This is a genomic window from Pseudomonas sp. JUb42, assembly GCF_024807945.1.
Lineage (GTDB): Bacteria > Pseudomonadota > Gammaproteobacteria > Pseudomonadales > Pseudomonadaceae > Aquipseudomonas.
Genome location: NZ_JANUFD010000003.1, coordinates 195,376 through 215,027, shown reverse-complemented (window position 1 = coordinate 215,027; position 19,652 = coordinate 195,376). Strand labels below are relative to the sequence as shown.

At 59.6% G+C, this 19,652-nt stretch carries 19 protein-coding genes; 13 read left to right on the top strand and 6 right to left on the bottom strand.

Going from position 1 to position 19,652, the window contains the following annotated elements:
• Positions 1-156: 156 nt before the first annotated feature.
• The 5 genes from M2401_RS07510 to M2401_RS07490 all read left to right on the top strand — a co-directional run bounded on the left by M2401_RS07510 (position 157) and on the right by M2401_RS07490 (position 4,803).
• Positions 157-1,290: an ABC transporter substrate-binding protein gene (locus tag M2401_RS07510; RefSeq protein ID WP_259101143.1), complete on the top strand. Its 1,134-nt coding sequence runs from the start codon at positions 157-159 to the stop codon at positions 1,288-1,290.
• Between the two features lie 17 nt (positions 1,291-1,307).
• Positions 1,308-2,369, top strand: coding sequence for a FecCD family ABC transporter permease (locus M2401_RS07505; protein ID WP_409033894.1), 1,062 nt, complete (start codon positions 1,308-1,310; stop codon positions 2,367-2,369).
• Positions 2,366-3,154 carry an ABC transporter ATP-binding protein gene (locus M2401_RS07500; protein WP_259101142.1) on the top strand — a complete coding sequence of 263 codons (789 nt, stop codon included), beginning with the start codon at positions 2,366-2,368 and terminating at the stop codon, positions 3,152-3,154. The genes M2401_RS07505 and M2401_RS07500 overlap by 4 nt, the downstream gene beginning before the upstream one ends.
• 567 nt (positions 3,155-3,721) lie before the next feature.
• Positions 3,722-3,943 carry a DUF6124 family protein gene (locus tag M2401_RS07495; RefSeq protein ID WP_259101141.1) on the top strand — a complete coding sequence of 74 codons (222 nt, stop codon included), beginning with the start codon at positions 3,722-3,724 and terminating at the stop codon, positions 3,941-3,943.
• Between the two features lie 377 nt (positions 3,944-4,320).
• Complete coding sequence (locus M2401_RS07490) at positions 4,321-4,803, top strand: hypothetical protein (RefSeq protein ID WP_259101140.1); 483 nt, start codon at positions 4,321-4,323, stop codon at positions 4,801-4,803.
• A 310-nt stretch (positions 4,804-5,113) separates the two neighbouring features.
• On the opposite strand, the gene ilvD is transcribed toward M2401_RS07490, so the two are convergent.
• Positions 5,114-6,961 (bottom strand): dihydroxy-acid dehydratase, encoded by a 1,848-nt coding sequence (gene ilvD / locus M2401_RS07485; protein ID WP_259101139.1) that lies wholly within the window; start codon positions 6,959-6,961, stop codon positions 5,114-5,116.
• A gap of 339 nt (positions 6,962-7,300) precedes the next feature.
• Complete coding sequence (locus tag M2401_RS07480) at positions 7,301-7,816, bottom strand: dermonecrotic toxin domain-containing protein (RefSeq protein WP_259101138.1); 516 nt, start codon at positions 7,814-7,816, stop codon at positions 7,301-7,303.
• Positions 7,817-8,144: 328 nt separating this feature from the next.
• Here M2401_RS07480 and M2401_RS07475 point away from each other — a divergent pair, with 328 nt between their 5' ends.
• Complete coding sequence (locus M2401_RS07475) at positions 8,145-9,827, top strand: DUF4153 domain-containing protein (RefSeq protein ID WP_259101137.1); 1,683 nt, start codon at positions 8,145-8,147, stop codon at positions 9,825-9,827.
• A 167-nt stretch (positions 9,828-9,994) separates the two neighbouring features.
• On the opposite strand, the gene M2401_RS07470 is transcribed toward M2401_RS07475, so the two are convergent.
• A complete protein-coding gene (locus tag M2401_RS07470) occupies positions 9,995-11,191 on the bottom strand; it encodes a class I SAM-dependent rRNA methyltransferase (protein WP_259101136.1) in 1,197 nt (398 codons plus the stop codon).
• A 312-nt stretch (positions 11,192-11,503) separates the two neighbouring features.
• On the opposite strand from M2401_RS07470, the gene M2401_RS07465 reads away from it, so the two are divergent.
• The 3 genes from M2401_RS07465 (at position 11,504) to M2401_RS07455 (ending at position 13,735) form a co-directional block, all read left to right on the top strand.
• A complete protein-coding gene (locus M2401_RS07465; protein ID WP_259101683.1) occupies positions 11,504-12,316 on the top strand; it encodes an HDOD domain-containing protein in 813 nt (270 codons plus the stop codon).
• 30 nt (positions 12,317-12,346) lie between these two features.
• Positions 12,347-13,159, top strand: coding sequence for a bifunctional DNA-formamidopyrimidine glycosylase/DNA-(apurinic or apyrimidinic site) lyase (gene mutM / locus M2401_RS07460; RefSeq protein WP_259101135.1), 813 nt, complete (start codon positions 12,347-12,349; stop codon positions 13,157-13,159).
• 219 nt (positions 13,160-13,378) lie between these two features.
• A complete protein-coding gene (locus M2401_RS07455; protein ID WP_259101133.1) occupies positions 13,379-13,735 on the top strand; it encodes a multidrug transporter in 357 nt (118 codons plus the stop codon).
• Between the two features lie 11 nt (positions 13,736-13,746).
• Here M2401_RS07455 and M2401_RS07450 read toward each other — a convergent pair whose 3' ends face one another.
• The 3 genes from M2401_RS07450 to M2401_RS07440 form a co-directional block, all read right to left on the bottom strand.
• Positions 13,747-13,998, bottom strand: a complete 252-nt coding sequence (locus M2401_RS07450; protein ID WP_259101132.1) for a YfhL family 4Fe-4S dicluster ferredoxin — start codon at positions 13,996-13,998, stop codon at positions 13,747-13,749.
• Positions 13,999-14,089: 91 nt separating this feature from the next.
• The gene (coaD, locus tag M2401_RS07445) at positions 14,090-14,569 is read right to left on the bottom strand and encodes a pantetheine-phosphate adenylyltransferase (RefSeq protein WP_259101130.1); all 480 of its coding nucleotides are present in this window, start codon (positions 14,567-14,569) and stop codon (positions 14,090-14,092) included.
• Positions 14,570-14,839: 270 nt separating this feature from the next.
• Positions 14,840-16,249 (bottom strand): coniferyl aldehyde dehydrogenase, encoded by a 1,410-nt coding sequence (locus M2401_RS07440; protein WP_259101128.1) that lies wholly within the window; start codon positions 16,247-16,249, stop codon positions 14,840-14,842.
• 233 nt (positions 16,250-16,482) lie between these two features.
• On the opposite strand from M2401_RS07440, the gene M2401_RS07435 reads away from it, so the two are divergent.
• The 4 genes from M2401_RS07435 to M2401_RS07420 all read left to right on the top strand — a co-directional run bounded on the left by M2401_RS07435 (position 16,483) and on the right by M2401_RS07420 (position 19,586).
• Entirely contained in the window at positions 16,483-16,761 is a 279-nt protein-coding gene (locus tag M2401_RS07435) for a DUF2790 domain-containing protein (RefSeq protein ID WP_259101126.1), read from the top strand.
• Between the two features lie 233 nt (positions 16,762-16,994).
• Positions 16,995-17,738 (top strand): YkgJ family cysteine cluster protein, encoded by a 744-nt coding sequence (locus M2401_RS07430; protein WP_259101680.1) that lies wholly within the window; start codon positions 16,995-16,997, stop codon positions 17,736-17,738.
• 220 nt (positions 17,739-17,958) lie between these two features.
• Entirely contained in the window at positions 17,959-19,044 is a 1,086-nt protein-coding gene (locus M2401_RS07425; protein WP_259101124.1) for a catalase family peroxidase, read from the top strand.
• A complete protein-coding gene (locus M2401_RS07420) occupies positions 19,041-19,586 on the top strand; it encodes a cytochrome b (protein ID WP_259101122.1) in 546 nt (181 codons plus the stop codon). Before M2401_RS07425 ends, M2401_RS07420 begins: the two co-directional genes overlap by 4 nt.
• Positions 19,587-19,652 lie beyond the last annotated feature (66 nt).

Below are 19,652 nucleotides of genomic sequence, written 5' to 3'. Positions count from 1 at the left end.
ATAAACACAGGGCAGCAACGGCGGCAAATGTAATGGAATGTTGTAGCCCGGCCTTTGCTGCACTCCCAATACAAACTCCCGCAATCCCTGGCGACGGCGCTTATTAAACTACCGAATCTAAATGCGAGTCATTGTAATTTACGGTGGGAAGCCCGAATGTTGATCGAATTCATCTTCATCGCTGTACGCAAGCGCCTTGGCCTTGCGTTGCTGCTGGTCCTGAGCACCTGGCTTGGCCTGGCCTCCACGGCTTCTGCCAGAGAGGTGGTCGATGTGCTCGGCCGCCACGTCAACGTGCCCGATCAGGTACAGCGCGTGGTGTTGGGCGAAGGTCGGCTGATTTCAGTGTTTGCCCTGCTCGATCGCGACAATCCTTTCCAGCGCATCGTCGGCTGGCAGGCGGATCTGAAGAAGCTCGACCCCAACACCTATAACGCCTATGCGGCGAAATTCCCGCACGTGAAGGACATCCCCCTGATCGGCCAGGCCTCCGAGCAGAGCGTCAGCGCCGAGGCGATCCTGGCTCTCAAGCCCGATCTGGCGGTGTTCAGCATCTCCGGCCACGGCCCGACCGAACACAGCCCGGTGGCCGACACCCTGGCCCAGGCCGGTATCCCGGTGCTGTTCATCGACTTCCGGGTCAACCCGGTGGAAGGCACCCGCACCAGCATGAAGGCGCTGGGCCAGGCGTTGAATCGCGAGGCTGAAGCCACCGCCTTTGTCGACTTTTATAACCGTCACCTCAAGCACATCACTGACACCCTCGGCACCGTGAAAGACAGCGAGCGGCCATCAGTCTTCCTCGAACTGCTCGCCGGCGTTTGGCTGGCGCCAGGGCACACCACCGGCAAGAGCGGCCTGGGCGAAGTGATCAAGATGGTCGGCGGGCGCAATATCGCCGATGGCGTGGTGCCGGGTTCACTGGGTGATGTCAGCGTCGAGTATGTGCTCAAGGCCGATCCGGATATCTACATTGCCACTGGCAACCACGAGCCGGGCCTGCTGTTGGGCGCCGGTGTCGAAGAGGCGCCTGCCCGGATTGCTCTGCAACGTGTATTGGCTCGCCCCGAATTCGCCGACCTGCGCCCGATCAAGGCCGGGCAAGCCCATGGCCTGTGGCATGACTTCTACAACTCGCCGTACAACATTCTCGCGATCGAAGCCCTGGCCAAGTGGATCAACCCCGACAAGCTCGGCAGCCTTGACCCACAAGCGACCATGGACGAGCTGAACCACTCGTTCCTGTCCATGCCCCTGGCCGGGCAGTACTGGATCGACGCAGCCAAGTGAATGCACGAGCCAACGCACTGCCTGAAGCAGACGGGCAGGGCTTGATCGATGCCCGCCAGGGTTATCGGCGCCTGGTTGCCCGGCGCGTGCTGTTGCTGACCGGCCTGGTCGTGACCTTGCTCTGCGCGGTATTGATGGACCTGGCCACCGGCCCCTCGGGCATGGGCATCGGCACCCTGATCGACGGCATTCTGCACCCGGCGCATCTGGCAATCACCGACCGGGTGATCATCTGGAACGTGCGCCGGCCTTACGCGCTGATGGCGATTCTGGTCGGCGGTGCGTTGTCCCTGGCCGGGGCCGAGATGCAGGCAATCCTCAATAACCCCCTGGCCAGCCCCTTTACCCTCGGCGTGTCCTCGGCGGCGGCGTTGGGCGCGTCCCTGGTGATTGTGTTTCCGATATCGATTGGCTGGCTGTCGGGTAATACGTTGGTGTCGCTATCGGCGTTTGTCTTCGCCGCAGCGTCGGTGTTTCTGCTGCAAGCCATGTCGCGCCTGCGCGGTGCCGGGGTGGAGAGCCTGGTGTTGTTCGGCATCGCCCTGGTGTTCAGTTGCAACGCTTTGGTGGCGCTGTTGCAACTGGTCGCCACCGAAGACGTCCTGCAGCAACTGGTGTTCTGGAGCCTGGGCAGCGTGGCGCGGGCGACCTGGGACAAACTCGGCATTCTCGCTCTGGTCCTGGCGGTGGTCATGCCGTTTTCCCTGGCCGCCTCGTCGCGCCTGACCCTGCTGCGCATGGGCGAAGACCGGGCGCAGAGCTTCGGCGTCGATGTACGGCGCTTGCGCCTGCTCTCGCTGCTGCGCATCAGCCTGCTGTCGGCCACCGCCGTGGCCTTTGTCGGCACCATCGGTTTTATCGGCCTGGTCGGGCCGCATATCGCTCGGTTACTGGTCGGTGAAGACCAGCGCTTCCTGCTGCCATCGAGCACGCTGGTCGGCGCCTTGTTGCTGTCGCTGTCGTCGATTGTCAGCAAGGCGATTTTGCCGGGGGTGATAGTGCCGGTGGGCATCGTCACTGCACTGGTCGGCGTGCCGATCTTCGTGGTGCTGGTGTTCAAGCGTGGGAGACAGCTATGAATCCGGGTTTGCAGGTCGGCCAGGTACAGGTCAGCTACGGCAGGCGCAAGGTGGTGCGTGATTTGTCCCTGCCACCACTGCTGCCCGGCACCCTGACGGCGCTGATCGGCCCCAATGGCGCGGGCAAGTCGACCCTGTTGCGGGCCGTGGCGGGGCTGGAAAAAATGCACGGCAGCGTGGTGCTGGGTGGCAGCGAACTGACCCGCATGTCAGTGGCTGAGCGCGCCCGGCTGATCACCTACATGCCGCAAAACCTGCCGCCGGGCCTGGCGCTGAGCGTGATGGAAAGTGTCATGGCCGCGCTGCGGGTCAGCCCGCTCGATGGCGTGCCGTTGTCGGAGAATGCCTGCCTGGAGGAAGCATTCAAGGCCCTGCAACGGATCGGCATCGGCCACCTGGCTGACAGCCTGCTCAATGGCCTGTCGGGCGGGCAGCGGCAACTGGTCAGCCTGGCGCAACTGATCGCCCGTCGCCCGCACGTGATGCTGCTGGACGAACCCACCAGCGCCCTGGACCTGAACTACCAGCTCAAGGTCATGGAATGCGTACGCAGCCTGGCCCGGGAGCATCAGCTGATTGCCGTGGTGGTGCTGCACGACATCAACCTCGCCGCGCGCTACGCCGACAACCTGGCGGTGCTGCGCGATGGCCAATTGTTCGCTTTCGGGGCTGCCGAAGCGACACTGAGCCCGGCGCTGTTTGCCGAGGTGTATGGGGTACAGGCGCGGGTCGAACGGTGTTCGCGGGATTCGTTGCAGGTGTTGGTGGATGGGGCTATCTGCTGACCCTGTGGGGCCGAGCCCTGCATGAAATTGTGGGAGCGAATTCATTCGCGAAAGCGCTATTTCAGACGATACCAATGCGTGGGATTTACTGACCCCTTCGCGAATGAATTCGCTCCCACAGTTTGTCCTCCAGTTCGTTCCCACTCAATTCGCATTCGCAGAATTCGCTTCCATAAAACTCAGTCTTATAGCTCTTGCGACGATGGGCCCGACACAACAAATGTGACGAATATGAAGGACCGCTCTCTATCTCTTGAGTGAAATTTCCGAAACAATCCCGACCGCTTGTTTCTGCGAATTTCCGGGACTAGCCTGCGTCCCGCCACTGAAAAATTCGGTGGTCGGGCGTGAGAACCCGGTTCGTAAATCCAGTACAAGCTTCACCGCGTTATTTTGCCGAGTGGTTTATCGGCAGATGCTTTATGGCGGCTGTGGCGGGCAGACTTCGGTCTGGCCGGGTCTTTTGTCTGGGTTTCTCACCGGTTTCTCACCCCGCTTCACAGCCGCCACCCCCTTTGTCGCGTGAGAAACAACGAAGGGCTGGCTATTCGCAGCGAGAAAACCTTCATGACTGAAAAGTTAATCCCCGATCCACCCCACACCACCGAAGAAACCCTGCTGCGCATACACGAGATCCTGCGTTGCGCCGCAGCCGTCGTCTATGAATCCGGCGATCAGCACAGCGGCGCCAAACGCGATCTGCCCTTTGCGGCGATGTACCTGATCGATATGGCCAAGGCCCTGGCCAATCATCAACTGGAACAGCTTCAGGCACAGCGGGCGGTGTGAAGAGTTAAAAAAACCGCCTGCATGCAGGCGGTTTTTTTGTGCCCATAGCGCTCTCTATAATTGGTCTATAGTCGCTCTATAATTGGCTATAAAACCGCCGGCCGCCTTGAGCTGCCGGGTTCCGTCGCAGACGAAATCCGCTTTGACTTCGCCTTGGTCCCCGCAGACGTTCATGAACATATGCAGGTTAGCGAATGCGAAGGAACACTCTGTTTCTTTTGAGTGAAATGTCCTTATCGATCCCGCCCCCTTGTCTCTACTGGCTCCCATAACTAGCCTGCGCGTCGCCATTGGCAAATTCGGCTGCAAGGCCTGAGGTGACCTTGTGGTACGCATGGGCGCAATACCCTTGATGCCCTGGATTTATGGGAGTGGGTATGCGCTGGACAGATATCAATGACAATGGGCGCACCTACAGCATGGCGCACTTACTGCCCTTTACTCATGCACTTCGAATTGACGACGTCGACATCACCATTCATTTCACATTCGGCTTCCATTGCTTCACCGATCAGAAAAATGAAGGCAAGCTGATTTTCAATCGCGGCGAAAAGCGAAACTTCTCGCCATCCAGATGGGAAGCCAGTAAAGAGCTGCGTCACTGGATTTGTGACCGTATGGGTGATGCACATGTGACCTTGCATCACAGCTCAAACCAGCGTCGATTGTTTTGCCTGGATATCTACGATTACGCGATTTTCTTTCAAATCACCAAGCCAGAGAAAACAGTGAACACGTTGAAGCTCTTCGTCATATCAGCCTACCCGCTGGATCAATGGGGACGCTCAAGCATGCCCAAGGGACGAAGCCACAATCTATCCTGGGTGCTCAGCCAGCGGGCCAAGGGCATTACGCTCTGACCGCAAAGCAGAAAGCCCCGGCGCTTTCGCGTCGGGGCTTTCCGTGAATCCAGTTAAAGGTCTACCTTTTCGCGCATTACACGCTTATCCAGCCAAGGCTCGGAGAGGCGTTTCTGCCTCCGGATCGACACCCCTTTCTCAAGGTTCCAGTCTGTGCCGACTCCTACAGTTTATCAAAACAGGCGCCGCTGATGTCAACCTCATTGACATTGAGTTGTACCTGTTTCCCTCAATTCTCAAGGGTTGCTCCCATCACAGACACAAAAAAACCGCCTGCATGCAGGCGGTTTTTTTGTTCAACCGATGTCGCTTACGGCACCAATTTATCCAGCATCGCCTTGTCCCGCACGGCACCCTTGTCGGCGCTGGTGGCCAGCAGGGCGTAGGCCTTGAGGGCAGTGGTGACTTTGCGTGGACGCGCTTCGACCGGTTTCCAGCCTTTCTTGTCCTGCTCGGCACGACGCTGGGCCATCTCGGCGTCGTCGATCATCAGATTGATCGAGCGGTTCGGGATGTCGATCAGCACTTTGTCGCCGTCGCGCACCAGGCCGATGGCGCCGCCTGCTGCCGCTTCCGGCGAAGCGTGGCCGATGGACAGGCCCGAGGTGCCGCCCGAGAAACGACCATCGGTCAGCAGTGCGCAGGCTTTGCCCAGGCCCTTGGACTTCAGGTAGGACGTCGGGTAGAGCATTTCCTGCATGCCCGGGCCGCCTTTCGGGCCTTCGTAACGGATGATCACGATGTCGCCCGCTTTCACTTCGTCAGCGAGGATGCCGCGTACGGCGCTGTCCTGGCTTTCGAAGATCTTGGCATTGCCTTCGAAGACGTGAATCGACTCGTCGACACCGGCGGTTTTCACTACGCAGCCGTCCAGCGCGATGTTGCCGTACAGCACGGCCAAGCCGCCTTCTTGCGAATAGGCGTGCTCGACACTGCGGATGCAGCCGTTTTCACGGTCATCGTCCAGGGTGTCCCAACGGGTCGACTGGCTGAACGCAACCTGAGTCGGGATACCGGCCGGGCCTGCCTTGAAGAAGGTGTGCACCTCTTCGTCGGTGGTCTGGGTGATGTCCCACCTGGCGATGGCTTCGCTCATGGTTTTGCTATGCACGGTCGGCATTTCGGTGTGCAGCAGGCCGCCACGGGCCAGTTCGCCGAGAATGCTGATGATGCCACCGGCGCGGTGCACGTCTTCCATGTGGTACTTCTGGATGTTCGGCGCTACTTTGCACAGCTGCGGCACTTTGCGCGACAGGCGATCAATATCGCGCAGGTCGAACGGGATCTCGGCTTCCTGGGCAGCGGCCAGCAGGTGCAGGATGGTGTTGGTCGAGCCACCCATGGCGATGTCCAGCGTCATGGCGTTTTCGAATGCCTTGAAGTTGGCGATGTTGCGCGGCAGGACCGAGTCATCGTTGCCCTGGTAGTACTGCTTGCACAGGTCAACGATGGTGCGGCCGGCGCGCAGGAACAGTTGTTCGCGGTCGCTGTGGGTCGCCAGTACCGAACCGTTGCCCGGCAGGGCCAGGCCCAGGGCTTCGGTCAGGCAGTTCATCGAGTTGGCGGTGAACATGCCGGAGCACGAACCGCAGGTCGGGCAAGCGCTGCGCTCGTATTCGGCGACTTTTTCATCGCTGGCGCTGGAGTCGGCGGCGATGACCATGGCGTCGACCAGGTCCAGGCCGTGGCTGGCCAGCTTGGTCTTGCCCGCTTCCATCGGCCCGCCGGAGACGAACACCACCGGAATGTTCAGGCGCAGTGCGGCCATGAGCATGCCAGGGGTGATTTTGTCGCAGTTGGAGATGCACACGATGGCGTCGGCGCAGTGGGCGTTGACCATGTATTCCACGGAGTCGGCGATGATTTCGCGGCTCGGCAGGGAATACAGCATGCCGTCATGGCCCATGGCGATGCCGTCGTCGACCGCGATGGTGTTGAATTCCTTTGCCACGCCGCCTGCGCGCTCGATCTCACGGGCGACCAGTTGGCCCAGGTCCTTGAGGTGCACATGGCCCGGCACGAACTGGGTGAAGGAGTTGGCGATGGCGATGATCGGTTTTTTGAAATCTTCGTCCTTCATGCCCGTGGCGCGCCACAAGGCACGTGCGCCAGCCATGTTGCGGCCGTGGGTGGACGTTTTCGAACGGTAATCAGGCATTGGAGCACTCCGGCAAAAAAGGCTAATCAGAACAGGGAGTGAGCTTCTGTAGGCTTCATGTGCACGCGTCAGTCAACGCTGCAACGAAGGAACCGCACGCAACGGGATCACCGGGCGCTCGGCTTGAGCTCATAAACCCGCCGGGGGATGACTGGCGATGAATACCGGCGATTCTACACCTGAAGGGGGGCGATGGCATGCCGGTGATGCAGGGGAATGATGAACAGTGCGCTGAGGGAGCGGAACATGCGCGATATCGCTAACCTGTAGGAGCAACTTTAGCCGGAGGCCGACCTCGCGGCCAAAGCCGCTCCTACAGTAAAATCGCAACCGACTACTTTATCGCCTTACAATACTTTGAATCTGGTGCAGATAAGTTTGCCCCTGGGCAGGCGCAAACAGGATCGCACTCGCACTCCAGCTCGAAGGCATTCGGCTGACTTCTTCAAAGTAGCCGGCCACCCGATCAACTTGATCTTCCGGCACCTGGTTCATCATATAATCCAGACCGCCCGGCCTGCCCAGGAACTCAGCCAGGACAAACCCCGTGCGCTTCCAGTCATAGTTCTCGTAGAAAATACGATCGCCCGGCGATTGAGGCTGTTCTGGCACATAAAGAATGTATTGGTCGGGCTCGCCGCGCATCACGAAAAGGCGCTTGAGACTCACGCCGCCATGCTGCGGCATCTGCAGGCTACCGACCTCCAGGCCGTCGCCTTCCACTGCCTGGTCGGCATGAATGAGCCTGTTGAGCAACTCGGCACCGGCCGGGCTGAGCAGACCACGGGATTGTTGCTCGGCCACCATGCGGGCCATATTTTCGCGAATGTACTCTACTGAAGTGTCGTCAATCATTTTTTAAGTCCATTTAAGTTAAATAATTAACCTTGGTGATACTTTTACAAGCGTTACCCATCAAGGTGCGAAAAAAAATAACAACCCGCTGAACCACCACAGTATATTTACTTATACAAATGTACGATTCGACATTTCGTCACGTACATTGTTATATATCAGCGACCGCCTTGCGCACATTTCACGGAGTTACGTTCTATACGTCCTACAAAACGACTAACTATGTATGATGCGGTGAAACTTAATGCCCCGTCTGTGGCCAATATCACAGCCCGATTCAAGCCATGTGGTTAGACTGCGCTGCCCCGTGGTCTCAAAAGGAATTGTAATGCCCGCCCTTAAAGGCTCGCTGTATTTCTACCTGACCATCGCCGTGGTCCAGGCACTGGTGGTGCTCGCGCTAGTCGGCCTGGAGCACCCCGCGCTGGTCGCGGCGGTGATATCACTGGTGCTGGTGGTGGGAACCAATCTGCAACTGCTCGGCGAACAGGCCGGACAGCGGCGTACCTGGCTGGGGATATTGGGCCTGGGGCTGCTGTTCGCGGCGGTCAGCGCCTGGGTATTCGGCTACACCGGCGCCGACATTCCCGCAGATTCGCGGCTGTCGGGTTGCTGGATCATGAGCGCCCTGGCTGCCGGTTATATCGCCACGGCGCTGATCCAGGCCTGGCCGGGGCAGCAGGGCTATTTGCCGCCCTATGAGGTGCTGTTCCGCCATGCCTGGAACAATGGCTTTATCGTCCTGCTGGCGCTGTTGCTGACCGGCCTGTTCTGGCTGCTGCTGTGGTTGTGCAGCCATCTGTTCAGCATGCTCGGCATCGATGCTTTCGACCGACTGTTCTCCTCCACAGCGTTCATTATCTTCAGCCTGGCGCTGCTGTTTTCCCTCGGCATGCGCATGGGCCGGGAAAACGCCCAGGTCATCGCCCTGTTGCGCGGCGTATTGCTGACCCTGTGCCGGTTCCTGATGCCGCTGGCGGCGCTGATCGTGCTGCTATTTACCGCGACCTTGCCGTTTACCGGCCTCGCCACCATCTGGCAGACCGGCTACTCGACGCCGATCCTGCTGTGCATGGTGGCGGTGAGCATCTTCCTGATCAACGGCGTATTCCAGGATGGCCTACAGCCGACGGGCTACCCACGCTCGATGGTCGCGCTGATCAACCTGAGCCTGCTGTGCCTGCCCGTCCTCGCCGGGCTGGCGGCTTACTCCACCTGGCTGCGCATTGACCAATATGGCCTGACCCCCCAACGCTTTTCGGCAATGACGCTGGTCATCCTGAGCCTGTTCTACAGCCTGGCGGTGGCCGGGGCGGTGATCCTGCGGCACAACACCTGGCTGGGCAGCCTGCGCATCAGCAACCCGTGGCTTGCCATGCTGACTTTCGTGATCCTGGTCGCCACCAATACCCCGTGGCTTAACCCATTGGAGCTCAGCGCCCGCAACCAGATCGCGCGCCTGCTGGACGGCCGCACTGCAGTCGCAGACTTCGATGCCAATGCACTGCGCAATGGCACCGGCGAGATCGGCCGTCGCCACTATCAGGTTCTGCTGGAAAACATCGCCAAAGAGCAACTGTTCGACAAAGCCTCCCGCGACCTGCTGCTGGCCGACGAGCCAACGGCAGATTGGGAACGCTACCGCCAACGCCCGAAAAACCTCACCTGGATCGGCCCGCCCGTCGAAGGCAGCGAACAGTTTGCCGAGCAGGACGTCGGCGAAATGCCCTGTGATGGCGTCGGCTGTGTGCTTTGGGCAGTGGATCTGAACGACGATGGTCAGCCGGAAGTGCTGGAGATATCCAAGAAGGACTCGGTCTACCCGATCTACTTCTTCACTCGCAGTGTCGAAGGCAAGTGGACCCAGGCCGGGCTGGTGAACGGGATGCGCAATACCTTCCAGGTCATCGAACTGATCGAGAAGGGCGAGGGGAAGGTGATCAAGCCGGCGTTCAATAATCTTGAGTTTGGTGGGGTGCGGTTTACTCCGCAGCCTACGCAGAAACCGTAATGGCGCCTTGGGAGCGAGGCTTGTCGGATCGCCGCACCGCCTTGAAGAGGCCAGTCCATCCGACACACCTTCTGCGCCTGACAAGCCGTCTTCGCGGGCAAGCCTCGCTCCCACAGAATCGGGTCTGTGCAGGGAGCCGGTTTTATTCCCAGCCCCCAGCGGCTTGATCAGCTATTGGGCAACAACCGCACCGTCATGCTCTTGATATAGCGCGTCTCGACGATCGCCGGGTGCACCGGGTGGTCCGGGCCCTGGCCACCGCGCTCGAGCAGTTGGATATTGCGGTCCAGATGGCGCGCGCTGGTCAGCAGGATGTTCTGCAGGTCGTCTTCAGGCAGGTGCATCGAGCACGAGGCGCTGATCAGGATGCCGTCCTTGCTGAGCAGGCGCATGGCCTGTTCGTTGAGACGACGGTAGGCGCCTTCGCCGTTTTTCAGGTCTTTCTTGCGTTTGATGAACGCAGGCGGGTCGGCCACGATCACGTCGAAACGCTCTTCGCTGGCTTTCAGCTCTTTGAGGGCTTCGAAAACATCGCCTTCGATACAGGCGACTTTTTCGCTGAAACCATTGAGGGCGGCGTTACGTTCAACACCGTCCAGGGCGAAGGACGAAGCATCGACGCAGGTCACGTCGCTGGCGCCGAAGGCCGCAGCCTGGATACCCCAGCCGCCGATGTAGCTGTACAGGTCCAGTACACGCTTGCCCTTGACGTAAGGGGCCAGACGCGCGCGGTTCATGCGGTGGTCGTAGAACCAGCCGGTCTTCTGGCCGCCCATGACCGGCGCTTCGAATTTCACGCCGTTCTCTTCCAGCGCGACCCACTCCGGGACCAGACCGAATGCGGTTTCGACGTAACGGTTCAGGCCTTCGGCATCGCGGGCAGCGGAGTCGTTCTTGAACAGGATGCCACTTGGCTTGAGCACCTGGACCAGGGCGGCCAACAGGTCTTCCTTGTGGTTTTCCATGGTGGCGGAGGCCAGTTGCACCACGAGGATGTCACCGAAACGGTCAACGACCAGGCCCGGCAGCAGGTCCGAATCGCCGTAGACCAGACGATAGAACGGCTTGTCGAACAGACGCTCACGCAGGGACAGGGCGACGTTGAGGCGATGCACCAGCAGCGACTTGTCCAGCGGCAGCTTGACGTCGCGCGACAGCAAACGCGCACAGATCAGGTTGTTGGGGCTCATGGCGACGATGCCCAGCGGCTTGCCGCCCGCTGCTTCCAGTACAGCCTGATCACCGGCGGCGAAACCGTTCAGCGGGGTCGCCGCAACATCGATTTCATTGCTGTAGACCCACAAGTGGCCGGCGCGCAGGCGACGGTCGGCGTTGGCTTTGAGGCGCAAGCTAGGCAGAGACATGACGTCGCTCCGAAAAAAAGAGCGGGATTATAGCGCGGGATTCCGCGTCGTAACGGCCATCGGGCTAATTAAGCAACGAATGTTCAGAGTCGCGACAGCAGTTGTAGGACTTCGTACGCCCGATGGAATTTTTTTTTCCAGGCCAACGTCTTTATCTACATAGGCTTGCGCGATTTCGGACGGCTTCATGGTGCCTTGCCGGTGTGGTTCAGCACACGGGAAGGGGTAGAATCGCCGCCTGACCCTGAGTGTGTACTTATGTCCCAAGAGCTGACTGCCGAGCAAATTACCGAGGCCCTTCAAGGTATCACTGTGCCACCACAGCCACAGATCATGGTTGATCTGCAGATGGAACAGTACATGCCGGACCCGGACCTGGGTGTGATTGCCCGACTGATTTCGCAAGACCCCGGCCTGTCCGGCGCACTGCTGAAAATCGTTAATTCGGCCCACTATGGCTTGTCCAACAAGATCGCTTCGATCGAGCGCGCCGTTAATCTGCTGGGTAGCCGTTCGGTGATCAATATCATCAACGCCCAGTCGATCAAGGGCGAAATGAGCGACGAGACCATCGTCACCCTCAACCGCTTCTGGGACACCGCACAGGATGTAGCCAATACCAGCCTCACGCTGGCCAAGCGCATCGGCTCCCAGACGGTGGATGAGTCCTACGCTTTGGGGCTGTTCCATGACTGCGGCATTCCGCTGATGCTCAAGCGCTTTCCCGACTACATGGATACCCTCGAAGAGGCCTACGCCAATGCCGGGCCGGAAACGCGGGTGGTCGACACCGAAAACACGGTGCTCAACACCAATCACTCGGTGGTCGGCTACTACACTGCCAAATCCTGGCGCCTGCCGGATCATGTCAGCAACGCCATCGCCAACCACCACAACGCATTGGCGATCTTCAAGGACGACACGGGCAGCAATCCGCCGTTGAAGAACCTGCTGAGCGTGTTGAAAATGGCCGAGCATATCTGCGAGTCCTATCGGGTGCTCGGCAACCAGACCGAGGATCGCGAGTGGGCCGCCATCGGCCACCTGATTCTCGATTATGTCGGTCTGTCGGAATACGATTTCGAGAACCTCAAGGAAAGCATCCGCGAACTCGGCGCGCACTGATCCTGCGCGCCGCTGCCTGTCGAGCCATCCATGCCTGAATTACCTGAAGTCGAAACCACCCGCCGAGGCATTTCCCCTCATCTGGTGGGGCAGCGCGTCAGCCGCGTAATCGTGCGCGACCGCCGCCTGCGCTGGCCGATCCCTGAGGACCTTGATGTGCGCCTGTCCGGGCAGACCATCGTGCAGGTCAATCGCCGCGCTAAATATCTGTTGATCGAAGCCGAGGTCGGCACCCTGATCAGCCATCTGGGTATGTCAGGCAATCTGCGCCTGGTGGAGGCGGGGCTGCCTGCGCTCAAGCATGAGCACGTCGATATCGAGTTGGAATCGGGCCTGGCCCTGCGCTACACCGACCCACGGCGTTTCGGCGCCATGCTGTGGAGCCTGGATCCGCTCAATCATGAACTGCTGATTCGTCTGGGGCCTGAACCGCTGACCGAGCTGTTCGACGGCCTGCGCCTGTTCGAGCTGTCACGGGGGCGGTCGATGGCGGTCAAGCCGTTCATCATGGACAACGCGGTGGTGGTCGGGGTCGGCAATATCTACGCGACCGAAGCGCTGTTCGCCGCCGGTATCGATCCCCGCCGCGAGGCAGGCAGCATTTCCAAGGCGCGCTACGTGAAGCTGGCGATGGAGATCAAACGCATCCTGGCCCACGCTATCGAACGCGGCGGCACGACGTTGCGCGACTTCATCGGTGGCGACGGCCAACCGGGCTACTTTCAGCAGGAGCTGTTCGCCTACGGGCGGGGCGAGGAGCCGTGCAAGGTGTGCGGCACGACACTGCGAGAGGTCAAGCTGGGGCAGAGGGCCAGTGTGTATTGTCCGAAGTGCCAGAAGTGAACCGGCCGTAGGACCGGCTTCAGCCGGGAGGCGCTCTCCTGGCTAAAGCCGGTCCTACGGTGGTGCGAGCAATGGACGCCTCGCCAACACGTTGGCTCCTACCGCCGGTGTTTGCTGCACATCAACGTAACAAAACCCATACACCGCAGCACTTGCTTAACCGATAGCCCGGTTTATAGTGAGCAGCATTCCATTTTGTTGAGCCTGAAGGATCACGCCATGCGCCCGTTTCGTATTCTTGCTGCCACTCTGGCGCTGCTTCTGGGCATGCAGGCCATGCCTGCCATGGCCGAGAAAGAAGCTCACGGCAGCGGTGATCCGGTCTACAGCATTCAGAACCCGCCTACCTACGCCATGGTCGGCGACCTGATCATCGCGCGTCCGCTGCTGATTGGCGCAACGATCATCGGCACGGGCCTGTTCATCATCGCCTCACCATTCGCAGCGCTGGGCGGTAACCTCAAAGAAACCGGCAACGCGCTGGTGGTAGGCCCGGCCAAAGCAGCCTTCGTACGCTGCCTGGGTTGCTCGGGTGACGGTTACGGCGACAACACCGGCGGCACGCTGGAACGCTGATCGGCGCCAGATCAGGCCTTGCTGGTCAGAATCAGGTATTTAGCCATCAAATCGTCCTTGCTCTCGACATGGGCTTCATCCAACGGGATGCAGTCCACGGGGCAGACTTGCTGGCATTGCGGCTCATCGTAGTGACCCACGCACTCAGTACACAGGTTCGGATTGATCACGTAGATCTCTTCGCCTTGTGAAATCGCCTCGTTCGGGCACTCGGGTTCGCAGACATCGCAGTTAATGCAATCGTCAGTGATGATCAGGGACATGAAACACTCCAGCCGCGGCCGACGCCGGGGCATACAAAAGCCAATGCGGCGAATTGTGCCGCATTAGACCTTTATATGCACCCCGACCTTTCTATCGCTTGAAGCGTTCAGTCAACGCTTCGGCCACTGCCGGGTGCACGAACTTGCTGATATCGCCGCCCAAGGCCGCGATTTCACGGACCAACGTCGAAGAAATGAACGAATAACGTTCCGATGGCGTGAGGAACAGACTTTCGACGTCCGGCGCCAACTGGCGATTCATATTGGCCAGCTGAAACTCATATTCGAAATCGGAAACCGCCCGCAGGCCGCGCAGGAATACGTTGGCGTTCTGCTCCTTGGCAAAATGCGCGAGCAGGGTGGAGAACCCCATGACCTCCACGTTTGGCAGGTGTTTAGTGACCTCTCGGGCCAGCTCCACGCGCTGTTCCAGTGCAAACAGCGGGTTTTTCTTCGGGCTGGCGGCGACAGCGATGATCACATGATCGAACAGGCGCGAGGCGCGTTCGACCAGATCGCCATGGCCCTTGGTGATTGGGTCGAAGGTGCCTGGGTACAACACTCGGTTCATCGCGTCGTCCTGATCGGGAGTCCGTTGGGGAATCGGATGGTATCGCAGCAATCCCGGTCGGCCAAGTCGGGCAAAGGTCTAGTGCGCCGCAACAGAGCACTGGCTGTCATTGCGCAAACGTTTAATCAGCCCTGTGGCCAACACCTAAGAACTGTTTATAGGAACGATTTTACTGTGGGAGCCAATTCATTCGCGAAAGCGGTATTGAATTCACTGACCCCTTCGCGAATGAATTCGCTCCAACTGACTTCGCTCCCAATAAAGTCTGTCCTAGCGAATAAATAGCTTATACACCCAACGTAGAATCGCCTTGCCATAGGGCGGGTAAATCAGCCGCGCGGCGTTGAAACGCTGTTTGATGAACACGCCCTTGGCCTTGCTGAACGTCATGAAGCCCTCGCGCCCATGGTAATGCCCCATCCCGGAAGGCCCGACGCCGCCGAAAGGCAAGTCATCCTGGGCCACATGCAGCAAGGTGTCATTCAGGCAAACGCCGCCGGAATGCGTCTGTTCCAACACACGCTTTTGCTCACCCTTATCGTAGCCAAAGTAATATAGCGCCAATGGCCGAGGACGATGGTTGATGTAGGCCAATGCCTCAGCGAGGTCGGTATAGGGAACGATGGGCAGCAACGGCCCGAAGATTTCGTCTTGCATGACGCTCATTTCGTCGCTGACGTCCAGCAGCAGACTGAACGGCAGGCGCCGCCCCTGACCCTGTTCGAACAGCGAAATCACCCGCGCGCCCTTGCTGCGAGCATCTTCCAGATAGTCATTGAGCCGGGCCAGCTGTCGCTCATTGATGATTGCGGTGTAGTCCGGGTTATCCGCCAGGGTCGGATAAAACGCCCTGACCGTCTGGGTGTAGGCCTCGACGAAGCCTTCGACACGATCATGGGGCACCAGTACGTAGTCCGGCGCCACACAGGTCTGCCCAGCATTCAGGGTCTTGCCGAAGGCAATGCGTTCGGCGGCATCCTTGAGCGGCACATCGGCAGAGACAATGGCCGGGGACTTGCCGCCCAGCTCGAGGGTAACCGGCGTCAGGTTTTCTGCTGCAGCGCGCATGACATGCCTGCCGACGCTGGTCGAGCCGGTAAACAGCAAATGATCGAAAGGCAGGCTGGAGAACGCCATGCCCACCTCGGCTTCACCCAGCACCACGGCGACCAGATCCTCGGGGAACACCCGAGCGAACAGGCGTTTGAGCAACTCGCCAGTGGCCGGGGTGGACTCACTGAGTTTGAGCATCACTCGATTGCCTGCAGCCAGGGCGCCGATCATCGGGCCGACGGCGAGAAACAACGGGTAATTCCACGGCACGATAATCCCGACCACACCCAGTGGCTGATAAACCACCCTGGCCGACGCCGGCTGAAACGCCAGGCCAACCCGGCGCCGCGACGGTTTCATCCATTGCTTGAGATGCCGGCGCGCGTCCTTGATGCCCAGCAGGCTGGGCATCAATTCGGCCAGGCGGGTTTCATCAGCGCTGCGATTACTGAAGTCCTGGCTGATGGCGGCGATGAGTGTCTCCTGCTCACCCAGCAGCAGCTCGCCCAGACTCTTGAGCCATTGCAGGCGTTGGCCGACCACAGGCAGCGGGTTGGCGGCATAGGCCTGGCGCTGTCGAGTGAATAAATGATCAAGCTCAGAAGCTGGTTGGGAAGGGCCGGACATGACGGGCTCGCGCAAAGGGGATCAGCCCATGTGTTTAGAGCCTTGGCACGATGAAGTCAAATGGACGCGGAGAAACTATCAACAGGCAAATAAGCAAACATCGATATCACTGATGTCACCTATCGACCGCAAATATTTACCCTCGATGCAATAAGCGAACAGAATCAACTCCAGAAGCCAACGAACAACCGCTTGGTTCACTTTAGACTCAAACTAATTTATTGGAGATTCACATGAAATACGTAGCCTTTGCCGCATTCTCATTGTTCAGTGTTTTTGCCTCGGCCAATGAACTTACCGATACCTCTGCCAGCGCCAAACCGCTGACCCAGGTAGAGCAGTACAACCAACACAAAGGCCTGGACGTCGCCAAGGTCACCAGCGTCAGCAACTCCCAGGACCCTGAAAAATTCGACGGCCTGGTTAAAACCCAGCTGACTTATGTTGATAGCACTGGCGCGACACACAACTTTGAATACACCACCATGGGCTACGGTCGTCAAAACGGTTAATTGATTCTGGCGCGACTATGCTCAATGTAAAAAACCAAACGCCGCACGCGATGCGGCGTTTTTTATTTTAAATATATCCAATAGTTTTTCTGAATGAGTCCGATTTCCCTACGGATAAAGCAGAGTTATCCCCAAATCCTCCCGAATAGTTAAATTAAATGTGACAACCTTAACGCTGCCGAACCGACATCCTTGGTCCCTTCCAAGAAAAAGTCCGGAGAGGTGGCAAGTTGATCAGCACAACCTATTCATGCGTTGGCTGCGGCAAATGCTGTAACGATCATCATGTGCCGCTGACATTGGCTGAAGCGCGGCGCTGGGCCGGGGATGGTGGCACGGTCATTGTACTGGTCGAAGCCTTTCTCGATGGCGGCCTCGGCATTGCCGATACGCAACGCGAACACGCCCTGCGCCGCTCCGTGCGGGTCAACAGCGGCACTGCGCAAGCCTGGCTGGCGATTACCTTTGCCGCCTACAACGCCGGTCCCTGCCGAAACCTCGATGCCGATAACCGTTGCGGTATTTACGAGTCGCGCCCGCTGGTCTGTCGCATCTATCCGATGGAAATCAACCCGCACATCCCCCTGCGACCGGAACGCAAGGACTGCCCGCCCGAATCATGGGAGCAGGGGCCGCAGCTGATTGTCGGTGGGCAGTTGGTCGATACGGAGCTGCAAGCGCTGATTGAACAATCGCGCCAGGCAGACCGCGAGGACATTCGCGCCAAGGCCGCTATTTGCGAACGCCTGGGCATCAGCACCACCGCCTTGAAGAGTGATGGCTTCGCCACGTACCTGCCGGACAGATCCGCGTTCCTTGCCGCAGCCGCACAAGTCGATGAGGCTGATGGCAACCATGGGTGGACGTTCCAGCTGGCAGATCAGAATCTGGCCGCCAGCCTTCTGCAGCAAGGCGCGGCAATCGGCTATTCGGGCCATGCGCCTTGTACCTTCATTCCATTGTCTCAACAGCCATAAGCTGCGATTCGCCAGACCCGACATTTGCGCGCATTCGTTATAGCCCGTCTCCCTTCCTCGCCCCCACAGTAACTGCCGCTCAGGCACCGTTGAGCCGAGCGGCGCCTGACCAGCGCTACTCCGGCCGTCAGCCACTATATTTCTATACCGGAATAAGCCGCCCTGAGCGGCGTCATGCTATTCCTACTTTTTATAGAGGCCGAAGGCCCGGAGTTTCCTGATGAGCGACCGTGAACCGCCCATGCATCGCAAACCGCCGCTAAGCAAATGCGCCATCATTCTGCGCCTGGCAGGCATTGGCATCGTCGTCGGCATTGCTGCCGCCACCTTTGCCTACGTCAGTGGCGCCCTTGACCCACAACGCCTGACGCCCGCACGAATCGTCGACACCTTCGAACACAACAACGGCGTATTCCCCGGCTACCGCCGCAATCACCCCAAAGGCCAATGCGTAGCGGGCTACTTCGAAAGCAATGGCGCTGCCGCGTCCCTGTCCAAAGCCCAGGTTTTCGCCAGCGGCCGTACGCCCATCATCGGTCGCTTCGCCCTGCCCACCGGCAATCCGTACTCGCCGGACAGCGCTGCGCCGATCCGCAGCTTTGCCGTGGAGTATCGGCAGGCCAACGGTGAACAATGGCGCAGCGGCATGAACAGCATGCCGGTGTTTCCGGTGGCCACGCCCCAGGCGTTTACCGACCTGCTCAAGGCCACCGCGCCAGACCCGAGCACCGGCAAGCCCGACCCGGCCAAGCCCCCGGCATTCTTCGCCGCGCACCCGGAAGCCCAACCGTTCCTGGCCTGGGTGAAAACCGCCAAGCCGTCCGCCAGCTTCGTCACCGAGACCTACAACAGCGTCAACGCGTTCGTCCTGGTCAACGACAGCGGCCAGCGTCAGGCCGTGCGCTGGAGCCTGGTGGCTCAAGCGAAAGACCCGGCACCGACCCCGGACGCCAAGGACTATCTTGAAAGTGACCTGACTCAAAAAGTAGCCAGCGGCCCGCAACGTTGGGACTTGGTGCTGACCCTGGCCAACCCCGGCGATCCTACCGGCGATGCCACCAAACAATGGCCTGCCGAGCGCAAGACAGTGAACGCCGGCACCCTGGTGGTGGACAGCACCACACCGCAGCTCAGCGGTGACTGCCGCGATATCAACTTCGACCCGCTGGTGCTGCCAAGTGGCATCGAGGGCTCAGACGATCCATTGCTCGCCGCCCGCTCGGCCGCCTACGCGACGTCCTACATGCGCCGCACCGCAGAAGTCGATCAATTGCAGGCGGCACCCGCCAAGGGGCAACAGCCATGAACCAGCCAACTTCACATTTCGCGCCACTGGCGCGCCTGCTGCACTGGCTGATGGCCGTGATGGTGATCGCCATGCTGTTTATCGGCGCGGGCATGGTCGCTTCGGTCTCCGAGCGGCATGAATGGCTGTTGCATCTGCACAAGCCGCTGGGCATCGCCATTCTGCTGCTGGTGATCGTGCGCATTGCCGTACGCCTGTCGACCACTCAGCCGCCGCTGCCAGCCGACCTGCCTGCATGGCAAGCCCTGGCCGCCAAGCTTTCCCACTACCTGCTGTACGCAATGATGCTGGCGATGCCGCTGATTGGCTGGGCAATGATTTCGGCCGCCGGAGACCCGGTGATGCTCAGCAGCTCGATCCGCCTGCCATCGATTCTGGCCGCCAATGCCGAGACCTTTGCATTCCTGCGCAAAGCTCATCGCTACCTGGCCTACCTATTTTTCCTGACCATCCTCGCCCATCTCGCGGCGGCGCTTTTTCATGGCTGGATCAGAAGGGACGAGGTGCTGGGCAGCATGTTGCGCGGCAAGCCGAGGGGATAAACACAGCTTTTGTGGGAGCCGGCTTGCTGGCGATAGCGCTGTCATGAGCGACGCAGATCGACATGG